At 62.6% G+C, this 20,778-nt stretch carries 17 protein-coding genes and 5 pseudogenes; 13 read left to right on the top strand and 9 right to left on the bottom strand.

The features are described 5' to 3' along the window. Positions 1 to 2 precede the first annotated feature (2 nt). Together HQ394_RS16055 and HQ394_RS16060 are read right to left on the bottom strand one after the other, a co-directional pair. A complete protein-coding gene (locus tag HQ394_RS16055; RefSeq protein WP_190261062.1) occupies positions 3 to 353 on the bottom strand; it encodes a type II toxin-antitoxin system RelE/ParE family toxin in 351 nt (116 codons plus the stop codon). A gap of 90 nt (positions 354 to 443) precedes the next feature. Further along, positions 444 to 1,664, bottom strand: coding sequence for an NADP-dependent isocitrate dehydrogenase (locus HQ394_RS16060; protein ID WP_190261063.1), 1,221 nt, complete (start codon positions 1,662 to 1,664; stop codon positions 444 to 446). Positions 1,665 to 1,858: 194 nt separating this feature from the next. On the opposite strand from HQ394_RS16060, the pseudogene HQ394_RS16065 reads away from it, so the two are divergent. Continuing rightward, positions 1,859 to 2,011: pseudogene (locus HQ394_RS16065) on the top strand (IS256 family transposase); the annotation flags it as partial. A gap of 207 nt (positions 2,012 to 2,218) precedes the next feature. Continuing rightward, on the top strand, positions 2,219 to 3,229 hold the full coding sequence (locus HQ394_RS16070) for an MDR family oxidoreductase (RefSeq protein ID WP_190261064.1): 1,011 nt from the start codon (positions 2,219 to 2,221) through the stop codon (positions 3,227 to 3,229). Between the two features lie 70 nt (positions 3,230 to 3,299). Here HQ394_RS16070 and pgeF read toward each other — a convergent pair whose 3' ends face one another. Then, a complete protein-coding gene (pgeF, locus tag HQ394_RS16075; protein WP_190261065.1) occupies positions 3,300 to 4,067 on the bottom strand; it encodes a peptidoglycan editing factor PgeF in 768 nt (255 codons plus the stop codon). Between the two features lie 201 nt (positions 4,068 to 4,268). Here pgeF and HQ394_RS16080 point away from each other — a divergent pair, with 201 nt between their 5' ends. Both HQ394_RS16080 and HQ394_RS16085 read left to right on the top strand, forming a co-directional pair. Next, positions 4,269 to 4,688, top strand: coding sequence for a bacteriohemerythrin (locus HQ394_RS16080; protein WP_190261066.1), 420 nt, complete (start codon positions 4,269 to 4,271; stop codon positions 4,686 to 4,688). Between the two features lie 122 nt (positions 4,689 to 4,810). After that, positions 4,811 to 6,235: a cation:proton antiporter gene (locus HQ394_RS16085; protein ID WP_190261067.1), complete on the top strand. Its 1,425-nt coding sequence runs from the start codon at positions 4,811 to 4,813 to the stop codon at positions 6,233 to 6,235. 6 nt (positions 6,236 to 6,241) lie between these two features. Here the strand turns inward: HQ394_RS16085 and HQ394_RS16090 are convergent, their stop codons facing one another. Then, on the bottom strand, positions 6,242 to 6,673 hold the full coding sequence (locus tag HQ394_RS16090) for an organic hydroperoxide resistance protein (RefSeq protein ID WP_190261068.1): 432 nt from the start codon (positions 6,671 to 6,673) through the stop codon (positions 6,242 to 6,244). Positions 6,674 to 6,849: 176 nt separating this feature from the next. Next, positions 6,850 to 7,374 (bottom strand): gamma carbonic anhydrase family protein, encoded by a 525-nt coding sequence (locus HQ394_RS16095; RefSeq protein WP_190261069.1) that lies wholly within the window; start codon positions 7,372 to 7,374, stop codon positions 6,850 to 6,852. A 197-nt stretch (positions 7,375 to 7,571) separates the two neighbouring features. On the opposite strand from HQ394_RS16095, the gene HQ394_RS16100 reads away from it, so the two are divergent. Beyond that, positions 7,572 to 8,666, top strand: a complete 1,095-nt coding sequence (locus HQ394_RS16100; RefSeq protein WP_223291644.1) for a bestrophin-like domain — start codon at positions 7,572 to 7,574, stop codon at positions 8,664 to 8,666. After that, complete coding sequence (locus tag HQ394_RS16105) at positions 8,663 to 8,899, top strand: c-type cytochrome (RefSeq protein ID WP_263053739.1); 237 nt, start codon at positions 8,663 to 8,665, stop codon at positions 8,897 to 8,899. Before HQ394_RS16100 ends, HQ394_RS16105 begins: the two co-directional genes overlap by 4 nt. A gap of 1,789 nt (positions 8,900 to 10,688) precedes the next feature. Here the strand turns inward: HQ394_RS16105 and HQ394_RS16115 are convergent. Next, positions 10,689 to 11,561: an HpcH/HpaI aldolase/citrate lyase family protein gene (locus HQ394_RS16115; protein WP_190261072.1), complete on the bottom strand. Its 873-nt coding sequence runs from the start codon at positions 11,559 to 11,561 to the stop codon at positions 10,689 to 10,691. A gap of 147 nt (positions 11,562 to 11,708) precedes the next feature. On the opposite strand from HQ394_RS16115, the gene pdxY reads away from it, so the two are divergent. From pdxY to HQ394_RS16140, 6 genes and pseudogenes are all read left to right on the top strand, one after another. Beyond that, positions 11,709 to 12,560: a pyridoxal kinase PdxY gene (pdxY, locus tag HQ394_RS16120; protein WP_190261073.1), complete on the top strand. Its 852-nt coding sequence runs from the start codon at positions 11,709 to 11,711 to the stop codon at positions 12,558 to 12,560. A gap of 669 nt (positions 12,561 to 13,229) precedes the next feature. After that, a pseudogene (locus tag HQ394_RS20200) lies at positions 13,230 to 13,376 on the top strand (phage integrase N-terminal SAM-like domain-containing protein); the annotation flags it as partial. Positions 13,377 to 13,575: 199 nt separating this feature from the next. Then, positions 13,576 to 13,758 (top strand): annotated as a pseudogene (locus HQ394_RS20205) (tyrosine-type recombinase/integrase); the annotation flags it as partial. A 12-nt stretch (positions 13,759 to 13,770) separates the two neighbouring features. Continuing rightward, positions 13,771 to 14,945 (top strand): annotated as a pseudogene (locus tag HQ394_RS16130) (IS91 family transposase). 401 nt (positions 14,946 to 15,346) lie between these two features. Continuing rightward, a pseudogene (locus HQ394_RS16135) lies at positions 15,347 to 16,295 on the top strand (IS630 family transposase). 33 nt (positions 16,296 to 16,328) lie between these two features. Beyond that, positions 16,329 to 16,907 (top strand): REP-associated tyrosine transposase, encoded by a 579-nt coding sequence (locus HQ394_RS16140; protein WP_223291646.1) that lies wholly within the window; start codon positions 16,329 to 16,331, stop codon positions 16,905 to 16,907. Positions 16,908 to 17,033: 126 nt separating this feature from the next. Here the strand turns inward: HQ394_RS16140 and HQ394_RS16145 are convergent, their stop codons facing one another. From HQ394_RS16145 to HQ394_RS16155, 3 genes are all read right to left on the bottom strand, one after another. Further along, the gene (locus HQ394_RS16145) at positions 17,034 to 18,782 is read right to left on the bottom strand and encodes an ATP-dependent nuclease (RefSeq protein WP_190261074.1); all 1,749 of its coding nucleotides are present in this window, start codon (positions 18,780 to 18,782) and stop codon (positions 17,034 to 17,036) included. Between the two features lie 316 nt (positions 18,783 to 19,098). Further along, positions 19,099 to 19,317: a type II toxin-antitoxin system HicB family antitoxin gene (locus tag HQ394_RS16150; RefSeq protein ID WP_190261075.1), complete on the bottom strand. Its 219-nt coding sequence runs from the start codon at positions 19,315 to 19,317 to the stop codon at positions 19,099 to 19,101. Beyond that, positions 19,314 to 19,568 (bottom strand): type II toxin-antitoxin system HicA family toxin, encoded by a 255-nt coding sequence (locus HQ394_RS16155; protein WP_190261076.1) that lies wholly within the window; start codon positions 19,566 to 19,568, stop codon positions 19,314 to 19,316. The genes HQ394_RS16150 and HQ394_RS16155 overlap by 4 nt, the downstream gene beginning before the upstream one ends. 82 nt (positions 19,569 to 19,650) lie before the next feature. Here HQ394_RS16155 and HQ394_RS16160 point away from each other — a divergent pair, with 82 nt between their 5' ends. Beyond that, entirely contained in the window at positions 19,651 to 20,775 is a 1,125-nt protein-coding gene (locus HQ394_RS16160) for an HlyD family secretion protein (RefSeq protein ID WP_223291647.1), read from the top strand. The last annotated feature ends 3 nt before the right edge of the window (positions 20,776 to 20,778 follow it).

A 20,778-nucleotide genomic window follows, 5' to 3' on the forward strand; every position in this document is an offset into this window, starting at 1 on the left:
GTTCATGTCTCCAAGTCCCTCTTGCGCTTCAGCGCCAACTCCAAGTCCTGTTGCGGCGTCTTCTGCGATTTCTTGATGAAGCCATGCAGCAACACCATGCAGCCGCCGGCGATGCAGAAGATCACCCTCACAGTCCGTCCGTCAGATATATTGCTGCGGACCTCCCACAGCCCGTTCGTCAGCGGACGGCAAACCGGAAGTCCGAGAGGCCAGCCATATTCGACCTTCTGGATATCCTTGCCGACAGCCTTGCGATCCCTGAGGTCGAGCGCCTTCAGCCATTCGCGAACCGGCTCACTGCCGCCCACGGAACGGTAGAAGCGGGCCGGAATTTTCTTGAGCGGACTGCTCATCGCTGAATGTATCAAAATAGATACGTCGCGGCAACTGCTGGCAGCGCGGCCGAGGGGTCACCTCGGCCGGGCCGCGCTGACAGCGGAGAGTTACCCCGCCATCTTCTTCTGCAGATTCTCGTCGAGCTTGGCGAGGAACTGTTCCGTCGTCATCCATGGCTGGTCGGGGCCGATGAGAATGGCGAGGTCCTTGGTCATGTCGCCGGCTTCCACCGTCTCGACGCAGACCGCTTCCAGCGCCTGAGCAAACGCGACCACGTCCGGGGTGTTGTCGAAGGTGCCGCGGTAGTAGAGGCCGCGGGTCCAGGCGAAGATCGAGGCGATCGGGTTGGTCGAGGTCTGCTTGCCCTTCTGGTGCTCGCGGTAGTAGTGNNGGGTGACGGTGCCGTGCGCCGCTTCCGCCTCGACCGTCTTGCCGTCTGGGGTCATCAGCACCGAGGTCATCAGCCCGAGCGAGCCGAAGCCCTGGGCGACGGTGTCGGATTGGACGTCGCCGTCGTAGTTCTTGCACGCCCAGACGAAGCCGCCCTCCCACTTCAGCGCCGAGGCAACCATGTCGTCGATCAGCCGATGCTCGTAGGTGATGCCCTTGGCGGCGAACTTGCTCTTGAAGTCCTTTTCGTAGATCTCGGCGAACAGGTCCTTGAAGCGGCCGTCGTAGGCCTTGAGGATGGTGTTCTTGGTCGAGAGATAGACCGACCAACCGAGGTCGAGGCCGTAGTTGAAGCAGGCCTCGGCGAAGCCGCGGATCGACTCATCGAGGTTGTACATCGCCATGGCGACGCCGCCGCCGGGATAGTCGAACACATCGTGCTCGATCGGCGCGCTGCCGTCCGCGGGCTTGAAACTGATGGTTAGCTTGCCGGCCGAGGGGACGACGAAATCGGTGGCGCGGTACTGATCACCGAAGGCGTGACGGCCGATGACGATCGGCTTGGTCCAGCCCGGCACCAGGCGGGGAACATTGTTGCAGATGATCGGCTGACGGAAGACGGTGCCGCCCAGGATGTTGCGGATGGTGCCGTTCGGCGACTTCCACATCTTCTTCAGCTTGAATTCTTCGACCCGCGCCTCGTCGGGGGTGATCGTCGCGCACTTCACACCGACGCCGTATTGCTTGATCGCATTGGCTGAATCGATGGTAACCTGATCGTCGGTGGCGTCGCGGTGTTCCATGCCGAGGTCGAAATACTTAATATCGATATCGAGATAAGGAAGAATCAGCCGCTCTTTGATTTTCGCCCAGATGATCCGGGTCATTTCGTCGCCATCCAGATCGACGACCGGGGTGGCCACCTTGATTTTGCTCATGTGCAGAGACTCCTGGGAGAGGTCGTAAGGGTTTGCCGTCCGCCGGGGGCGCCCCCGCCCGGGAATTATCGAGGCCCACGGACGCCCTAACCCTAAGCAGGGAGGAGGAACTTGGCAAGCAAGGCGCAGGGTCATTCGGTTCTCATGGCCCTGACGGCGTCGATAGCGGCCCGGCGGCGTTCGGCGCGCACCAGCATGCCGTCGAACGGCTGCACGAGGAGTTCAAGCGCCGCCTCAAGACCCAGACCGTGCTGCCGTCGCCGGAGACCGCGGCGATGCTGTTCTGGGCGCTGCTTGCCTCCGGACAGATCACCATGCGCAAGGTCGACGGCTGGCAGACGTTGGCCACAGCCGCCATCACGGCAATTCCAACCACTTCCCCGACGACACCTTGGTTAAAAAGCATGATCTCAAGCTGCGATACTCCACGGCGCCGTTGGCGATTGACCTGAACGCTCACGCGGAGCAAGACTTTCGCCTGTGCACAGTCGCGTGTGCCGGGTTGCGCCGGTGGGCGCAGATCAGCGGTGGAAACGCAGCAACAGGAGACCTCCATGTCCGACAGCCAGCCCGTGCGTGCGCTCATCCTGGAGCAGGAGACTGGCGAGTCAGGCGTCCGCGCCAGCGTGCAGGAGGTGAGCGAAAAGGCGCTGCCGGAGGGTGACGTCCTCGTTGCCGTCCACTATTCCGATCTCAACTACAAGGACGGGTTGGTCCTGGGCGGCCTCGGCCGGCTGGTGCGCACCTATCCGCACGTTCCAGGCATTGATTTCGCAGGCGTGGTCGAGGCCTCCGCATCGCCGTTGTACAAGCCGGGCGACAGCGTCATCCTCACCGGCTGGCGGGTAGGAGAAGTTCGTTGGGGCGGCTACGCCAGCAAGGCGCGGGTCAAGGCCGAGTGGCTGGTGCCCTTGCCGGAGGGGATGACCCTGCATCAAGCGATGGCCATCGGCACCGCTGGTTTCACCGCCATGCTGGCGCTGATGGCGCTAGAAGAGCATGGCCTGCAGCCGGAGAACAAGGGCGAGGTGCTGGTCACCGGTGCCGCCGGTGGCGTCGGCAGCATCGCCGTCGCACTGCTCGCCAATCTCGGCTATCGCGTCGCCGCAGTCACCGGCCGCCCCGACACCCACGACTACTTGCGCGCGCTGGGGGCGACGACGATCGTCGATCGCAGCGAACTGGAAACGCCACCGAAAGGGCCGCTGGCGGCGGAGCGCTGGTCGGGTGCCATCGACAACGTCGGCGGTGCCAGCCTCGGCACCCTGCTTGCCGGTCTCTGCTACTGGGCCAGCTGCGCCTCGGTGGGCAACGCCAGCGGCATCGCCTTTAACGCCACGGTCATCCCGTTTCTGTTGCGCGGCGTCAACCTGCTCGGCATCGATTCCGCCACCTGTCCGCGCGAGCGTCGCTTGGTTGCTTGGCCGCGGCTGGCGCGGGAGTTGCCCATGGACAAGCTCGCCGCCATCACCCACACGGTGCCGCTGGGTGAGGCGCCGGCGATGGGCCGGCATATTCTCAAGGGTATCGTCCGCGGCCGGACGGTGATCGACGTGAATTCCTGAGGTATTGCGACCAGTCCCTGGCAGCGGCGTTTCTGTTCTAGCCGCCCTGGGAAGTGGCGATGCGGTGCGTTTACGCCACCAGGGCGATGGCCGAGAGCATCCGCCCGTAGTCGCCACCGCCGTTCAGGGTGACGCGGCGGAAGCTGAAGAACTGCGCCGGGTCGGCAAAGGTGTCGTGCGGCAGAACGGCGATCGATCCCAGCGCCATCGCCTGCAGGCGGCGCTGCACATAGCCGGCCAGATCGAAGCGGAAATGTTCGGCGCGGCTGGATGGGACGAACAGGGCGGCATTGGCCGGCTCGTCCTCGACGAACTGACGGCGGAAGGCTTCGCTGACTTCATACGACGGCTGGCGGATGCACGGGCCGACGACGGCGGCGATCCGCTCTGGACGGGCACCGAGCTTGAGCATGGCCGCCACCGTGGCCGCCAGGATGCCGTCCCAGGCGCCGCGCCAGCCGGCGTGGGCGGCACCGATGACGCCGGCCTCGGCATCGGCGAACAGCACCGGGGCGCAGTCGGCGGTGAGGATACCGAGCGCTACGCCCGGCTGGTTGGTCACCAGCCCGTCGGCGTCGGGTCGCTCACCTTCTCTCCATGGACGATCGATGATCACCGCACGGGCGGAATGCACCTGCCTCGCAGTGGCGAGCGCTGCTGGCGGCAGCTGCAGTCGCACCATTGCCTGCGCCCGATTGTGGTGGACACGCTCCGGGTCATCGCCCGATCCAAGGCCGCAGTTGAGCGACGCGTAGATGCCCTCGCTCACTCCGCCTTCGCGGCTGAAGAAAGCGTGGCGGACGCGATCGCTGGTTGCGAGGGGCGGGGCAGTAAGCATCCCCTCTTTTAGCGTGAATCCGGCGCTGGTGCCACACGATATCGCGTGCTGCAGGGCATATCGCTGGTGCAGCAACAAGATGCTGGCATCGCGTATCAGGATATGCTGAAATATAAATATTGCGCTGCGACAAAACTGGCGCACCCAAGCCGCAGTGCAGCATAAAAACCCATAACCATAGGGCGCGCCCGGGTTGCGGCCATGACACCCTTCCGCTGGCGGGATAATCTCAGTCTCGACGTCCCCGCCGTCGACAAGGACCACCGACACCTCATCGATCTGCTCAATCGCCTTCGTTATATGGCACTGGCAGGGGATGATCGGCAGGCGGTGGGTGACGTTCTCTGGGAACTGGTGCAATACACGGCGGAGCACTTCACCCGTGAAGAGATGCTGATGCGCCTGAGCGGCTACCCCGGATACAAGGCACACCGGCATATTCACGACAACCTGCGCCAGCGGGTTGCCGATCTCTACACCGAGTACCGCCGGGTGCCGGCCACCTTCGACGTGCAGGAGTTCTATCAGTTTCTTGCCGACTGGCTGCTCATGCACATCCTGGGCGAGGACATGAAGATCAAGCCATACGTGGAAAAGCTGGCGGAGGCGCGGGCGGCGTAGCGCGCCTGCAGCAAGAGGGTTCACAAGCGGCAGTGGTTGCTTCAGGTTGACGGCGACCGCGCACACCCTGACCGCTCACACTTGGTGCGGTTGACTGTCACCGCAAGCAAGGACCCTCGCGCATGGAGCACTCCGGCGACCTCAGCGCCATCGCCCTTGTCGCCTCGATCGCTGTTCTTGGTGGCCTGCTGCTGACCCGGCTGCGCCAGCCGGCGATCGTCGGCTACATTCTCGTCGGCATCGTCCTCGGCCCCGGCGGCTTCGGCCTTATCCAGCCCACTTCGGCGCTGACGACGATGGCCGAACTGGGCGTGATCATGCTGCTGTTCCTGATCGGCATGGAACTCAGCCTACGCTCCTTCGTCGCCGTTCTGCAGACGGCGGTGCTCTGTGCGCTGCTGCAGATCGCCGCCTCGGTGGGCTTTGCCGTCGGCCTCGCCCATCTTTTCGGCAAGTCGATATCGGCGGGCGTTCTCTTCGGCTGCATCATTTCGCTGAGCTCCACCGCGGTGGCGGTGAAGATGCTTGAGGATTTGCGCCAGCTGCGCACCGAGATCGGCCGTATCACGGTGGGGGTGCTGATCGCTCAGGATCTGGCGGTGGTGCCGATGCTGATCGTGTTGGGGGCGCTTGGCAACGCGGACGGCTTCGATCGCATCGTGTTGCTGAAGCTGTTGCTGGCAACGGTCATTCTGATCAGCATCATCTGNGGGCTGAGCCGCCGCCATCGCCTCGTCTTGCCGACGCACCATTGGCTGAAAGGCCGCACCGACGTCATCCCCCTGGCGGCCCTGGCGTTCTGCTTTGCCGCCGCCGCGGTGTCCGGCGCGCTCGGGCTGTCAACGGCTTTCGGTGCCTTTCTTGCCGGCCTGCTGATCGGCAACTCCACCGACCGCGCCGCCACCGTCCGCGCCACCCAGCCGATTCAGAGCGTCTTGCTGGTGGCCTTCTTTCTCTCCATCGGGCTGATGCTCGATCTCAGCTTTCTCTGGAACAACCTACTGACCGTGCTCGGCTGGCTGGTGCTGATAGTCGTCGTCAAGACGACGATCAATGTGGCCGCCTTGCATTTCCTTGGCGAGCCGTGGGAGCGCGCCTTCCCCGCCGGCGTCATCATGGGTCAGATCGGCGAGTTTTCTTTCGTGCTGGCCGCGGTGGGTGTCGAGCGGGGCCTATTAACCGATGAGGGAAGCAAGGTGGCAATCGCCGTTATCGCGCTCAGCCTGCTTATCAGTCCCATCTGGCAACTGAGCGTGCGCCGCGTGCACGATGCGGCGGCAAGTGGCATCTCCGACCTGCGCGGGATGCTGGCCCAGGCCTATGCCCAGGAAATCACCCTGGTGGGCCGGGCGACCTATCTCGCCCGGCGTGGTTTCGGCGGAGCCGCCGCCGCCACCTGGAAGCGGCGGCGATCGCCCGCTGCCGATGCTGGCACCGACGCCAAACCCGATGTCGACCCCAATGCCCGTACCGATGCGAATGCCCAGACCAACGCGAATGCCTTGGCCGACACTGGCGCGGCACCGCAGCCGGGGTCGACGCGGTAGCCGACGTCAGACCACGGTGACGGTAACGTTGACGTTGCCGCGNNTGGTGGCGTTCGAATAGGGGCAGACCTCGGCGTGCGCTTTGGCGGCAATCGCCTCGATGGTGGCACGATCCACATCCGGAACGCTCACCTTCAGCGTCACCACCAGGCCGAAGCCGCCGGGAATCTGCCCAAGGCCCACCTCAGCGGTGACCACGGCCTCTGGCGGAATCTTCACGTTCTGTTGTCCGGCGACGAACTTGATCGCCGAAAGGAAGCAGGCGGAATAGCCGGCGGCGAAGAGTTGCTCCGGATCTGTTGCCGCCCCGCCTGGACCACCCAGTTCCTTCGGCAGCGCCAGCGGCACGTCGAGGACGCCGTCGGCAGAGACTGCCCGGCCACCGTCGCGGCCACCGGTCGCGCTCGCGCTGGTGTGATAAAGTACCTGCATCGTCATTCTCCCTGTCGTCGATGATTGTCGTTGCTCAGACCGTTCAGAACCCGTCACGCCGAGAAGGCAACCACGTGGACAACACCATATGGGAAGCACCGCGGGAAAAGACCACAGGCCGAAGCATCCGCCATGGTATCACCTTTTGGGCATCACCTTGCCGGGCATCGGTCCAGGGGGCATCAGTCCAGGGGCAGCAGGCCGGCCTTGTAGCGCTGCCAGTTGGCGACGTAGTGGTGCACGCCTTCGTTGGTGCGCGCCGCCATCTCCGGCGTCACCGTTCGCACCACCTTGCCGGGGATGCCCATCACCAGGGAATTGTCGGGAATTTCCTTGCCTTCGCCGATCAGCGTCTTGGCGCCGATGATGCAGTTGCGGCCGATCTTGGCGTTGTTGAGGATGACGGCACCGATACCGATCAGGCTGCCTTCGCCGATGCTGCAGCCGTGCAGCATCACCATGTGGCCGACGGTGACATTGGCGCCGACGACGAGCGGGATGCCTTCGTCGGTGTGCAGCACCGAGCCATCCTGGATGTTGGAGTTCGCGCCGATGGTGATCGGCTCGTTGTCGGCGCGCAGCACCGCTCCCCACCAGATACTGGCATTCTTATGCAATCGCACGCTGCCGATGACGACGGCGGTGGGGGCGATCCAGTAATCTTCACCGTCGGTTTCGAGACGGTCGCCGTCCAGGGCATAATGCATGGCAGGACACTCGCAGATCGTGATGGTCGAAGTGAGTTGTACCATCGCATACCCGGCCGGCCGCTGCCACCGCAAGCGGGCCGGGAGCAAAACCACCGGTGACGGCGGCTTTGGTGGGGCAGGGGGCCGATTTGGCTGGTGCTTCCGCTTGGGCACTCGTAAGAAGCGGCTTCCCTTCTCGGCAGGCCCGCCCGTTCATGAACTTCAATCTCGGACCGCACGACCAGTACGCGCTCGCACTTGTCGTGCTGATCGGCACCTATAGCGCCGCCCTGGCGCTGCTGTGGATCGCGCAGAAATCGCACTTCGCCGCATTCATCGGCTCCTTTCGCGGCATCGCGCAGAATTTCCTCACGGTCATCAACGTGATCTTCGCACTCAATCTGGCATTCCTCGCCAACGATACCTGGCTCGCCCGCGATCGGGCGCTGGACGCGGCCTATCACGAGGCGGGCAACCTGCGAAACCTGCTCGACTTCGCAACCCAACTCCCCGATCCGCTCCGGGAACGCCTGATTGGCACGATTGAAACCTATGCCCGCCTGACCGCCAGCGATGAATGGCCGAAGTTGGGGCGCCGTGAGGACGACAGCGCGGTTGCCGGGCAGCTGGATGCGTTGCTGGCGATAGTGGCGAGCCCGGAGGTCATTTCGGCGCTGCCCTCTACCGTTGCCGGGCAACTCCTGCACGAGAGTGTGCAGTTGCGTAATGTGCGCGATCAGCGCATCACCTTGAGCCAAACGCACGTCAATCCGCTGAAGTGGCTGGGCATGGTCTTTCTCGGCTTCCTGACCATGGTCTCGATTGCCCTGGTCCACGTCGATCAGCCGCGCGCGCAGGTGATGGCGGTGCTGTTGTTCGCCACTGCCGCTGCCCCCACCGCGGCGATCATTCTCATCCATGGCAACCCGTATCAGCAGCCGATGGCGATTTCCGCGGCGCCGATCGCCGCCATCGCTGCGGGGGAATGCCTACTGGGCGGTGAGCGCCGAAGCGCGCCATCCTGCAGCGTTGGTTGCAAAGCGCGCATAGCTCCATGCTGCCGACGCGCGCGTCGACTTGAGCAGGCGCCTTGTACACAGCACACCGCCGGTGCCATCATCGCCGCCGCAAGTCGGACGGGCGACGCCACCCCAGCCAAGAGGGACCTACTATGCATAAAACACTGCTCTGCACCGCGGTCTGTTTGCTCGCGGTCGCTTACCAGGGCACCAGCCAGGCGGCGGATGTCGAGGCGGGCAAGAAGGCCTTTAACAAGTGTGCGGTCTGCCATTCGCCGGAGCAGGGCGTGACACGCGTGGGGCCGTCGCTGTTCGGTGTCATTGGCCGCAAAGCCGGCACGCTTCCAGGTTACAACTTCTCCACCGCGATGAAGGACTACGGCGTGACTTGGAGTCCTGAGACTCTCAACACCTACCTGGCGGCACCGATGCAGGAAGTGAAGGGAACGAAAATGACCTTTGCCGGGGTCAAGGACGAGACGGAGCGGGCGAATATCATCGCCTACCTGGCGACATTGAAGTAATAAACGTGCTCTTGGCCGCTGCAGCAGGGCTTGTGGCGGCCATATATTTCTAAATAGCTGCTGGAAACTCTGGCGATATGCTGAGATCTTTCTTTTATTGTAATAAAAAAGTAGACTTATAGTAAAGTGCATCATAATGATGCATTATCGCAACTATTTGTGGCAGAGTTGCCCGCGTGGTCTTTGTAATGCGGGGCGATCGATAACCGGCAGTAGGCTCCTCCCCGAAGAGACGTCCCTCCACAGCTGCGGGACGTCCATGGTAGGGGAAAGATGCCATGCGATTATCATCAGGACGACGCTTCCTTCTGGCCGTCTCCATTATCTTCAGTTGCCTGCTGACGATGCTCTGTGCCCGCCCTGCAGGCGCCGTTCCTTCATTCGCACGACAGACCGGCATGAACTGCGAGGCGTGCCATACCAACTTCCCGCAGCTCACACCATTCGGCCGCCAGTTCAAAGCGCACGGCTATTTGCTCACCAACAATGGCGATAGCTGGAACAAGGGACTTCTCGACGCCAAAAACTTGCCGCACCTGGCATTCATGGTCGATGGCGGCTTTACCAACACCGGCAAGGGCCAGGACGGCGGCGCGGCGCCCGGCTTCGGCGATAACAACAACTGGGCACTCAACCAGCTTAGTTTCTTTTATGGTGGTATCGTTGTGCCGGACTTCGTCGGTGCATTCATCCAGGGCACCTACAACGGTCCGAACGGCAGTGCCGCGTACTGGAGCCTCGACAACGCCGACGTTCGCCTTGCTCGCGATTTGACGCTCGGCGGCAACGAACTGGTCGTTGGCTTCTCAGCCAATAACAATCTNCCCACCGTTCAGGATCTGTGGAACACCACGCCGGCCTGGAGCTTTCCGTATATGACGTCGGTGCTCGGTCCTTCACCGGCGGCAAGCGCGCTGATCCAGGAGAATCTGGCACAACAGGTGGCCGGCACCAGTGTTTATGCCCTCTACGACCAGAAGATCTACGCCGAGATGGGCGCCTACTACGCGTTGCCCTATTCGTCGCAGCGGGCCATAGGGTTGCAGAAAGACGACATTCTGGCGCAGCAGGAAATCAAGAGCGCGGCACCCTATTGGCGTCTGGCCTATCAGCAGGACTGGGGCGACCAGAACATCGAGGTTGGGACCTTTGGGATTGCCGCACCGGTCTACCCGCAGCGGATCAGCGACTCCGGCCATGACTGGATTACCGATGTCGGCTTCGATTCCCAGTATCAGCTCCTGCTTGACCCGCACACCTTCGTCGTCCAGACCTCGCTGATCAACGAGTTCCAGAATCTCAATACCAGCCAGGCGTTGGGCCTGTCGTCGAAGAGCAGCAATCAGCTGTACAGCTTCGCGCTGTCTGGCATGTACATGTTCGACAAGACGTACGCCGGGACGATCGGCTTCCAGAACTGGTTTGGGCCGAAGAATGCCGCCTACTACGGCACCGACAATGGTGCCCCCGACACCAACGCTTGGATCTTCGAAGTGGACTGGTTGCCATTCAACAAGGATGGTGGTCCCTGGTTCATGCCTAGCAGCAACCTGAAGCTATCGCTGCAGTATATCGCCTATTCCCAGTTCGATGGATCAAGCCGCAACGCTGCCGATAACAACACGCTGTTCATCAACGGCTGGCTTGCATTTTGAGATCGCGTGTACCGCTCCCCTTGGGGCAAACGATCAATATGGCAGGCAATGCGGCAACCGCATTGCCTGCTTTACGTCTATCCGCGTGCGTTTACTCGTATATCCACAACGCGCTCATCGGAAGATGCCAGCGCCTACTGCATCCGATCGATCATCTCGGCCATGGCAACCAGCCGCTTCGCGCTTTCCACGTGCAGGTTCTCGATCAGTTTGCCATCGACGACGCAGACACCTTCGCCGCGCATTGCCGCCGCCGCATGCGCGTCGATGATCTTGCGCGACCAGAGCACGTCTTCCGCCCGCGGCGTAAACGCCTGGTTGCAGGCGGCAACCTGCTTCGGGTGAATGAGGGTCTTGCCGTCGAAGCCCATCTCGACGCCCTGGCTACAGGCGTATTCGAAACCCGGCTCGTCGTTGAGATCGAGATAGACGCCGTCAAGGATGGAGAGACCGCTGGCGCGGGCGGCAAGCAGGCACAGGCCGAGAGAAGTGATGAAGGGCAGGCGCTCCCGGGTATGGGCGCAGTCCAGTTCCTTCGCCAGGTCGGAGGTCCCCATCACCAGGCAGGCCATGCGCGGGCTCGCCTCGGCGATCCGCGTCGATTCCAGCACGCTGCGCGGCGTTTCCATCATCGCCCAGATCGCCATCTTCTCCGGCGCGCCGCTCGCGTTCATGATCGCTTCCATGTGGCGGATGGCGTCGGCACTCTCCACCTTCGGCAGCAGGATGGCATCGGCGCCCGATTGCGACGCTGCGGCGATATCCTCGTAACCCCAGCGGGTGGACAGCGCATTGACGCGGATGATGAGTTCGCGCATGCCATAGCCGCCGCCCTTGACCGCCTCGCAGACTTGGCGGCGGGCGATTTCCTTGGCGTCTGGCGCGGTTGCGTCTTCCAGATCGAGAATCAGGCCGTCGGCTCCAACGGTCTTGGCCTTCTCAAGGGCGCGGGCGTTCGAGCCCGGCATGTAGAGCACACTGCGGCGCGGGCGAGCAGATTTTGACATCGTTCCCTCTTCCTTTCCCGGCTTCCCGTTTTGCGGTTGCGAAAAAGTACTCTTGCGGCGGGGTCGCTGGCAAGCTGCACGGCGGCGCGGCGGACGTTTGGCGTGGCCTTGGCGTCGCCGCGGAGCATTCACAACCAGATAGCGATCATGTCCATCCTCTCGCTGCAGTCCTCCGTCGTCTATGGTCACGTCGGCAATGCCGCCGCGGTTTTTGCACTGCAGCGACTGGGTCACGAGGTGTGGGCGCTTGATACTGTCCGTTACTCCAATCATCCGGGGCATGGCCGCTGGCGCGGACGCAGCACGAGTGCGGCGGAACTGCGCGATCTGCTTGCCGGGCTGGATGATCTGCGGGTCCTGCGGCGGACGCGCGCCGTCCTCTCCGGCTATCTGGGGGCGCCGGCGCTGGGGCGCGTCCTCGCCACCGCGCTCGACCGGATCACCGCCGCCAGGCCGGACATGCTCTTTTGCTGCGATCCGGTGATGGGCGACCGCGACGGCGGCCTCTACGTCCCGGTGCAGCTGCGCGACTTCTTCCGCAGCGTTGCGGTACCGCGCGCCCGCATCGTCACTCCCAACCACTACGAACTGGAACTCCTGGTCGACCGGTCGCTGCCGTCCCTGGCGCACGTGGTCGCTGCCGCCCGCGATCTGCAGGCCGCCGGTCCCGATACCGTCGTCGTTACCTCGGTGCTGGGCGAGGGCGTTCCGGAACAGGCGATCGCCACCGTCGCCGTCGATATCGAAGGCAGCTGGATGGTGACGACGCCCAGGCTGCCGCATCCGGCCAAAGGGGCGGGCGACCTGCTGAGCGCCCTGTTCCTCGCCCACCGGCTGGACCAGCGGCGCGTCCCCGAAGCGCTGGCGCGCGCCGTCTCTGCGGCCTTTTCGGTCATCCACGCCACACTCGCCGCCGGCGCCGACGAATTGGCCCTGATCGCCGCCCAGGATACCATGGTCAACCCGCACACCTCCTTCACTGCCCAGCGGCTCCCCTAGCAGCCAGCAGACTTGGCACGCCTCCCGGCCGAAGCCGCGGCACTCCTTGGACCGAACGGCCAACGGCGGCTTAAGGGTTGCTGCGCGAGTTGCGGCGAGGGGGACACCTCGCCGGGAGCGGTGGCGCTATGGCCGCTGGGAGCAAGTGGCGGCGGATGTCGTCATTTGTCGTCTTTCGTCGTCATCTGTCGTCAGGCCGTGGCGGCGATGTCGTCATTTTCCGGACGGATGTCGTCACGATGTCGTCAAAGCGTTGTCCTCGTGTCGTCATTTCCCCCGGCCGATGACGCACAAAGGATAGGAAATATATCACATATCGTTCGCCGCCGCAACGTTGCCCGCAGCGGCGGAAAGGTTGATCAACCAATGCCTCGAGCCGTTTCCGGCTAAACGCGTTTCGCCATCAACGGACATTCTACTTTGTGCGGCCGGTATCCGATTCATAGCCGTTGACAGGGGTTAAGCGGACGCGGTAGGGCGGGTCTAGAGCGGAGGCCGATCTGAGTGAATCGTTGGGGATTGAACGAACCCGCTGTCGCGGGAGTGGGGTGATCGGTTAGCAGGGACAGCTCCCGTCTGAGAGGATTACGGCGTGTTGAAGCCCTATTCTCAGACAGGAGCACCTCGATGGCCGAGATGAGCCCTCTGCGCCGGCGCATGACCGAGGACATGACGGTCCGCAATCTGTCGCCGGCGACGCAACGGTCCTATCTGCACGCGGTCAGCAAGTTCAGCCGCCACTTCGGTCGCTCGCCGGACCAGCTTGGCCTGGAGGACGTGCGCGCGTTCCAGGTCCATCTGGTGTCGACCGGCATTTCGTGGCCGGCGCTGAACCAGACGGTGTGTGCCCTGCGGTTTTTCTACGGCGTGACGCTCGGGCACGGCGAGATCCCGGAGCGGATCCCCTACGCGCGCGAGCCGCACAAGCTGCCAGTGGTGTTGAATGCCGATGAAGTGGTGCGCTTTCTCGAGGCGGTGCCCAGCCTGAAGAGCCGCGCTGCGCTGGCAACGGCCTATGCGGCACAGCTTCGCCACCCACCTGCTGGAGAACGGCACCGACATCCGCATCATCCAGGTGCTGCTTGGCCACGCCAATCTGTCGAGCACGGTCCGCTATACCCGGGTCTCGAACGGCCTGATCCGGCGAACGCAGAGCCCGCTCGACCGGCTGACGCTGGAGGTCGTGCCGCCCGCCTGATGCGGCCGCACGATGGCGGCCAGATGGGAGGTGGCGGATGTCTTCCGCCGCCATGGGGATGCTTATCGCCGGGCGCACGACGGCCATCTGGGCCGGGTCGAGCGGCGGGTGATGAGTGCGGTCGCGCTGTGCCGGACGGCGGCGCTGGGCGGCCATGCCGAGGGTTGCGCCGACTGCGGCTTCGTCCGCCACGCTTACAACTCCTGCCGCAACCGGCACTGCCCGAAGTGCCAGGGTCAGGCCCGCGCCGAGTGGCTGGCTGCCCGGCAGGCCGAGCTCCTGCCGGTGCCGTACTTCCACGTCGTCTTCACGGTAGCGTCGCCGGCGGCCGAGATCGCCTTCCAGAACAAGCAGACGGTCTATGCCATCCTGTTCCGCACGGCGGCGGAGACGCTGCGCCGGATCGCCGCCGACCCGAATCACCTCGGGGCCGAGATCGGTCTCGTCGCCGTGCTCCACACCTGGGCCAGACCCTGCAGCATCATCCCCATGTCCATTGCGTCGTACCCGGCGGTGGCCCGTCGCCCGACGGCACCCGCTGGGTCGCCTGCCGGCCCGGCTTCTTCCTGCCGATCCGCGTCCTCTCGCGGCTGTTTCGCCGGCTGTTCCTGGACGAACTGCGCGCCGCGTTCGACGCTGGTCAGCTCGGCTTGTTCGGCGATCTCGCCCACCTCGCCGACCCGGCCGGCTTCGCTCGTCGCCTCCGCGATCTGCGGCGGGCCGAATGGATCGTCTATGCGAAGCCGCCGTTCGGTGGGCCGGAACAGGTGCTGGCCTATCTCGCTCGCTACACCCACCGCGTCGCCATCGCCAATTCGCGGCTGATGACCGTGACCGAGGATGACGTCACGTTCCGCTGGAAGGACTATCGTCACCACGGCAAATCGAAGGTCATGGCCCTCGACGCCGACGAGTTCATCCGCCGCTTCCTGCTCCACACCCTGCCGGACGGGTTCCATCGCATCCGCCATTACGGCTTCCTCGCAAACGGCCACCGCGCCGCGAAGCTGGCGCTGTGCCGCGAGTTGTTGGCCGCGCGACCGATCATCGAGCCCGCAACACCGACTGAGCCGAAGCAGGCCACCATTGCGTTCGATCGCTGCCCCTGCTGCGGCGGCGCGATGATCACCTTCGCCATCCTCCTTCGACCACCGCCCCGCCCCTCGTTCCGCCAGGACACCTCATGAGCCGCCGGCATCCTTGCCGCTCCGCCTGTCCGGCACCGACGCTGCCGTGCGTCGGTGCCCATAGCCTTGTCCAACAGCCTGCCCGGCTGCGCCAGATCCGGCGCAGCGCCCCTCGAACGCGCGGTTCAGCTCACTGCCGCGACCAACCGCCCGGCATCGCCGGCCTCGACCGCTCCCGGGCAATTCTCATGCAGACCCGCCCGAAAGCTGTCTCGGACCACCAGACGCGGCAACAATCCCCATAGCTCGCCGGCCATCCGCGGGTTCGCTCAATCCGGCTTCAATGAGGTCGCGCCGACGCACGCCAAACACCTCGTCACGCGACCTCACAGAAGCCTCCAGATTCCCATTGGGGGCTGGTTCTGATTCAAGATGTCTGCCGGAGGAGGAGGCCGGTGGACATGTCGACAGCGCTTTCCCTCGATCTTCGCGTCCGGGTTCTCAAGGCGGTGGCGGAAGGCGCGAGCCATCGCGCGGCGGCGGCGCGGTTCGGCGTCAGCGCCGCCAGCGTGAGCCGATGGCGGGCGCTGGAGCGGACGCAGGGTGATCCGCGCCCTGGCCCGCTCGGCGGCGACCGCCGCTCCGCCCGCGTCGAGGCGCAAGGCGCGCTGATCCGGCAGCTGATCGAGGCGACGCCGGACGTCACCACCGAAGAGCTGCGCGCGACGCTGGCCGAGCGGGGCCACGGTTTCGGCTACGGCACGCTGCAGCGGTTCTTCCGCCGCCACGGGCTCACGCGCAAAAAAAGACCGGCCATGCGACCGAACAGGACCGCCCCGACATCCTGAAGCAGCGCGAGGCGTGGTTCGACGGCCAGATCGACCTGGCCCCGGAGCGCCTCGTGTTCATCGACGAGACCTGGGCGAAGACCAACATGGGCCGTACCTACGGCCGCGCGCCCCGCGGCGAGCGGCTGCGCATGGGCTTCCCCATGGCCACTGGAAGACCACGACCTTCGTCGGCGCCCTGACCATGCGCGGCATGATCGCCCCCTTCGTGCTCACCGGAGCGATCAACCGCGACGCCTTCGATGCCTATGTCGAGAAGGTGCTCGTCCCCGAGCTCCGCCCCGGCGACATCGTGATCATGGACAACCTGTCCAGCCACAAGGGGCCGCGCACCGATGCGCTGATCAAGGACGCGGGCGCCAGCCTCCTCTTCCTGCCGCCCTACAGCCCCGACTTCAACCCCATTGAGAAGGCGTTCGCGAAGCTCAAGGCCCTGCTCCGCAAGGCCGCCGAGCGCACCGTCGAAGCCCTCTGGGCCGCCATCGGCCGCTTCGCCGACGACTTCACCCCAGCCGAGTGCGCAAACTACTTCAGCGCCTGCGGATACGATCCAGACTGGTAGGATTCCGCTCTAAAGCGAAGCGTGACCCGCCGCATGTATCGGCATATCGAAACCGAACCGGAGAAAAGAACCATCCCCGACTACCGACGCTACCGCGTGCCCGGTGGATGTTATTTCTTCACGGTCAGCCTGCTCGAACGGCGTGGCAACGACTTGCTGATACGACACATTGATTTATTGCGGAACGCGGTTCGTCTGGTGCGCCGGAGCCGACCGTTCACGATCGATGCCTGGGTCGTGCTTCCCGATCATCTCCATTGCGTTTGGACCCTGCCGCCGGATGACGACGACTTCGCGACCCGCTGGCGCGTGATCAAGGCGGTGTTTGCCCGTAACCTGCCTCTTGGCGAGCGACGCTCGGACGCACGCCTGCGAAAGGCGGAGCGTGGCATCTGGCAACGCCGGTTTTGGGAACACGCGATCCGCGCCGATGAAGATTTCGCCGCGCATATCGACTATGTTCATTTCAATCCGGTCAAGCATGGCTACGTCCATGCACCCGCCGCGTGGCCGTATTCGACGTTCAAGTCCGCTGTCGGGCGCGGGTTGTCCCTGGAAAGCTGGCTCGGGGCGGGAGAACAGTCTTCGTCGGACAAGGATTGGGGCGAGTAACGCATCCGGCGGGTCTACGACAACTTAACCCGGGCTACGCGAGCTTTGTCGGGTGGATTAAGGCATCGCCCGTAAACCGCCGAATACCTTCGGCCAGGTAGGCCCCATGCGGCGGATAACGCTACGCTAATCCGCCCTGTGCAGGCAAGTTAACGGAGAGTATAAGTCGCTCATACCTTCCGTCATTGAGGGTTCAGGAGAAGCGATGCGCTTATTTATCAAATCTATTAATTTGGAAAATTCTTTCAATTCTTCTTTAGTATAGTCTATGTTAGAAATAAACTCTTCAAGATATTTACGCTTAAGCTCCTCCTTTGCGTTCTTCTTCTCCCTGCTCCCCAGCTCCATCACTAAATCTACTTCGCGACCGTTAACTGTGGCCAACACCCGCGCGGGTAATAGCCCTTCAATGCAATCCTTGCCCGGTCGATTCACGCCAATTGGGACATAGTGCTGATTCTCCGTCAGGTTCAAACGCATAAGGGCATTTTTAAGGTCTGAATGCGCATCAAGATCGAAAGTGATGAAAACGTGATCGAATTGCCGAAGGAAGAACTGAAATAGAACAGTATTTTTGAGAGCGTCCTTGCCATTGTAAGGTATTATTTCGATGCTTTTGGAGAGTTGAGGGGTGCATAGCGAGGCGCTCTGCAAGTATTCAAAATACTGTGCATCCAAAATACCTTCTACGAGCAATACTCTTTCCTTATGCGATGAGAGAAGGGGCCGCCAGGCAGTAAACTCTTTAGCTGGGATACCGAGGTGCTCAGAAAACGGGGTCATCCAATCGTCGTCACTGGTATTCGCGAGAACAGTTTCGAAAGCTTTCTTCTTATGGATGCGTCTGCACAAGAGTAAATTCGCGGACGGGATCTCCTGATTGAGCATATATGGGCTGTGCGTCGTCACGATGATCTGTATTCCCAGCTCGGAGGCAACACCCCGAAGAATTTTTCCGAACTCCGACTGAGCGGAGGGGTGTAGAAAGCTTTCCGGCTCCTCGACAACAACAAAAGGCGTGATCTTTTCGTCAACTGATGTATTTTGACGAATTCTGCTGGCCTTTAGAACTGCCATAAAAATATTTGTTCGGTTTTGCGTACCACTGCCCCAGTCATTCAGCGGGACTTCAACGTGTTCGTCTTTAAGATTGATCTTCAATGGCATGTGCCTAGATACATAACTTTCGGGAGGTGAAAATTCGATTTCAAACTTATCACTGAGTTTGCCTAATATTGCTCCCAGGCCGGTTTTGTGTTCTTTGGCCAGCTGACTTATCGTTTGACGCACACTCTTCCCAGCATCGTCAAGGCGTTNTTTCTCATCCGCGGACATCACAAAGTCGTATATCACCCGCGGCCTGCCTCGTCCCCACATATACTCATCTTGTCGGCCTGTAGAATTGTGCAAAAGCATAAGTTGGTTGTCTTTGATCCTCTTATCAATTTCCTTAGCTGCCTTATCATCTGTAGACTTGCCATCGATTTGGCAGCGGACTATGGCTCCTTCAATTTCGCTGAGAACGTACTCAATGCGCAACGTCGTCGAGACTTTAGCTATTTTTATGCTCGCTATTTTCTCAACAAAGGAGACTAGAGCAGGATCGTCATCTTTCGTTATTTCGAGATCATATCCGACAGTGATCGGTTCTGTATCCTTAACCCACTGAGTCTTGTCTTCACTATATTCGATCTCATACGTCTCGGCAGCCCACGGAAACGAGTTGCCCTCGCGAAAAAGAGCCATCAACAGCCTTATTACACAGGATTTGCCCGCGTTGTTCTTACCAGAGATTGTGCAGTAGCCACTGGCAAAGGGTAGCCTGAGATCTTGAAGGGTGCGATAGTTCTTAGCACGCAGTTCTATAAGGCGCATTGTCTAGCTATACTCCGGCAAGCGGTCCCGCTCGTCACGGTGGTTGCCGCGCCTTCGGGAAGCTGTATTCAATACCGTATGCAGGGTGGCTGGGTCTACATCATGAACAACCGGCCGAACAGCCCGCGTAGGGCGGATTTGAAGCGAAGCGCAACCCGCCGCACGCGGTGGATGCACCGGCGCATCCGGCAGGTCACGCTTCGCTTTAGACCTGCCCTACGGGGAGTCAATCGCCGACGATCCGCGTCGCTCACCATCGCAATGCGCGGCATAGCGAACGCAGACAACAGCGACCTCCGAACGGTAGCGAATGGGATCAACCGACCGCATAGATGGCTGGACGATAACGCGGCTCCGGAATCGGCAGGTTTTCGGCCGCAGCCACATCGAGCCAAGCCGCCATGGCCTGCTGGACTTCGGCGAGCGCTTCCTCCGGCGTGTCACCCATCCCGGAACAGCTCTTCAAGTCGGGAACATCCGCAATCCAGCAGTCATCGGCGGCGGACCAAAAGACGTTGATGTGGTAGTGCTTCATTCCTCGGTTTCCATTGTCAGACCAAACTCTTCCACCATCGCCAGGAACTGCGCGACTTGGTAAGCCTTGGCCTCGCCGCCGCGCGGCTGGATGCTGAGCGGACGCATCGCCTTCGGATGAAGAAAGATGTGGTGGCTGCCGCGGGTTCGCTTGTGCGCGAAACCGAAAGCCAGCAGCAAGCGAGTGAAATCTTCGAATGGGATCGCCCGCCGACCACCGAGAACTGCTTCCCATGTTTTCCTCGGCCTCATCCATCCTCCCGGGACCCGACCTCCCGCGTTCCTTCCCCGCACGCGCGTATTAGACGCGAAACATACCAGATCAGACACCGCGATGGCACAGGCTGCGATCGTCGAAATTGGGATAGCGCTTCCCGGCAAGGGCGGCTGCGCGGCGGACGGCGTCGCTGCCAGGCGCTTGCCTCGCTGGCGCAAACAGGCGACAAGGGACCAGCGGTCGGTCGTCAGGAGAGACGCGCGGGTGTCGACGCGGCGGAAGCTGTTGCTGGCGGCGCTGGGGATTGGCGTGCTGTACGCCCTTTACTGCCTCTCGCTGCAGTTCTTCGCCTATACCAGCGATGCCTTCGTCGCCAATGACGTGGTGCTCATCGCCCCCGAGGTGGAAGGCCGGATCGTCGCCGTCCACGTGGTCGATAACCAGTTTGTCCAGGCTGGCGATCCACTGCTGACCCTCGATCCAACCCCGTATCAGCTGCAGGTGGACCTGAAAACGTCGCAGGTCGCCAAGGCGAGGGCGGATGCCGATGCCGCCCGGGGGCGNATGGCACGTGCCGATGCCGATCGCGTCGCTGCCGAGGCACACCTTACCTTCGCCCGGATCAGCGAACGCCGCTACGGTGATCTGGTGAAGCTCAACGCCGCCCCACAGCAACACTACGACGAAACCGTTGCCGCGCTGAAGGAAGCCGACGCAAGGTTGCGGGCGACGGTGGCGTTGCTGGCGGCGGCAAAGGAAGATGTGAGCGCCGCAGACGCGGCGATAAAGGTGGCGGAACGCGCCCTGGACCTCGCCAACTACAACCTGACGCAAACGCGGATCGTCGCGCCGCTTGCCGGCTATGTGAACAATCTCTGGTTGACGGTAGGCGACTACGCCAACGTTGGCGTGCCGCGCATCGGTATTGCCGCCTCGCGCGACTGGCGTGTCATCGCCCTCTACAAGGAGGAAGCGATCCGCCACCTGCAGGAAGGGATGCCGGCACTGATCTATCTCGATACCTATCCCTTCAGCCTGTTTCGCGGCCGAGTGCAGGGGATCGCGCGCGCCATCGGCCATCGCGACCAGCAGACGGCGATCGTGCCGGACATCGCCCCCACCACCGGCTGGATCCGCTTCCAGCGCCGCTTCCCCGTCCGCATCGAGTTCACCAGCATGCCGGAGGACGTGCGCCTGCACGTGGGTGCCAATGCGCGCGTGCTCGTAATCTATGGCTGGTAGCCA

This window comes from Defluviicoccus vanus (assembly GCF_014672695.1).
Lineage (GTDB): Bacteria > Pseudomonadota > Alphaproteobacteria > Rhodospirillales > Defluviicoccaceae > Defluviicoccus > Defluviicoccus vanus.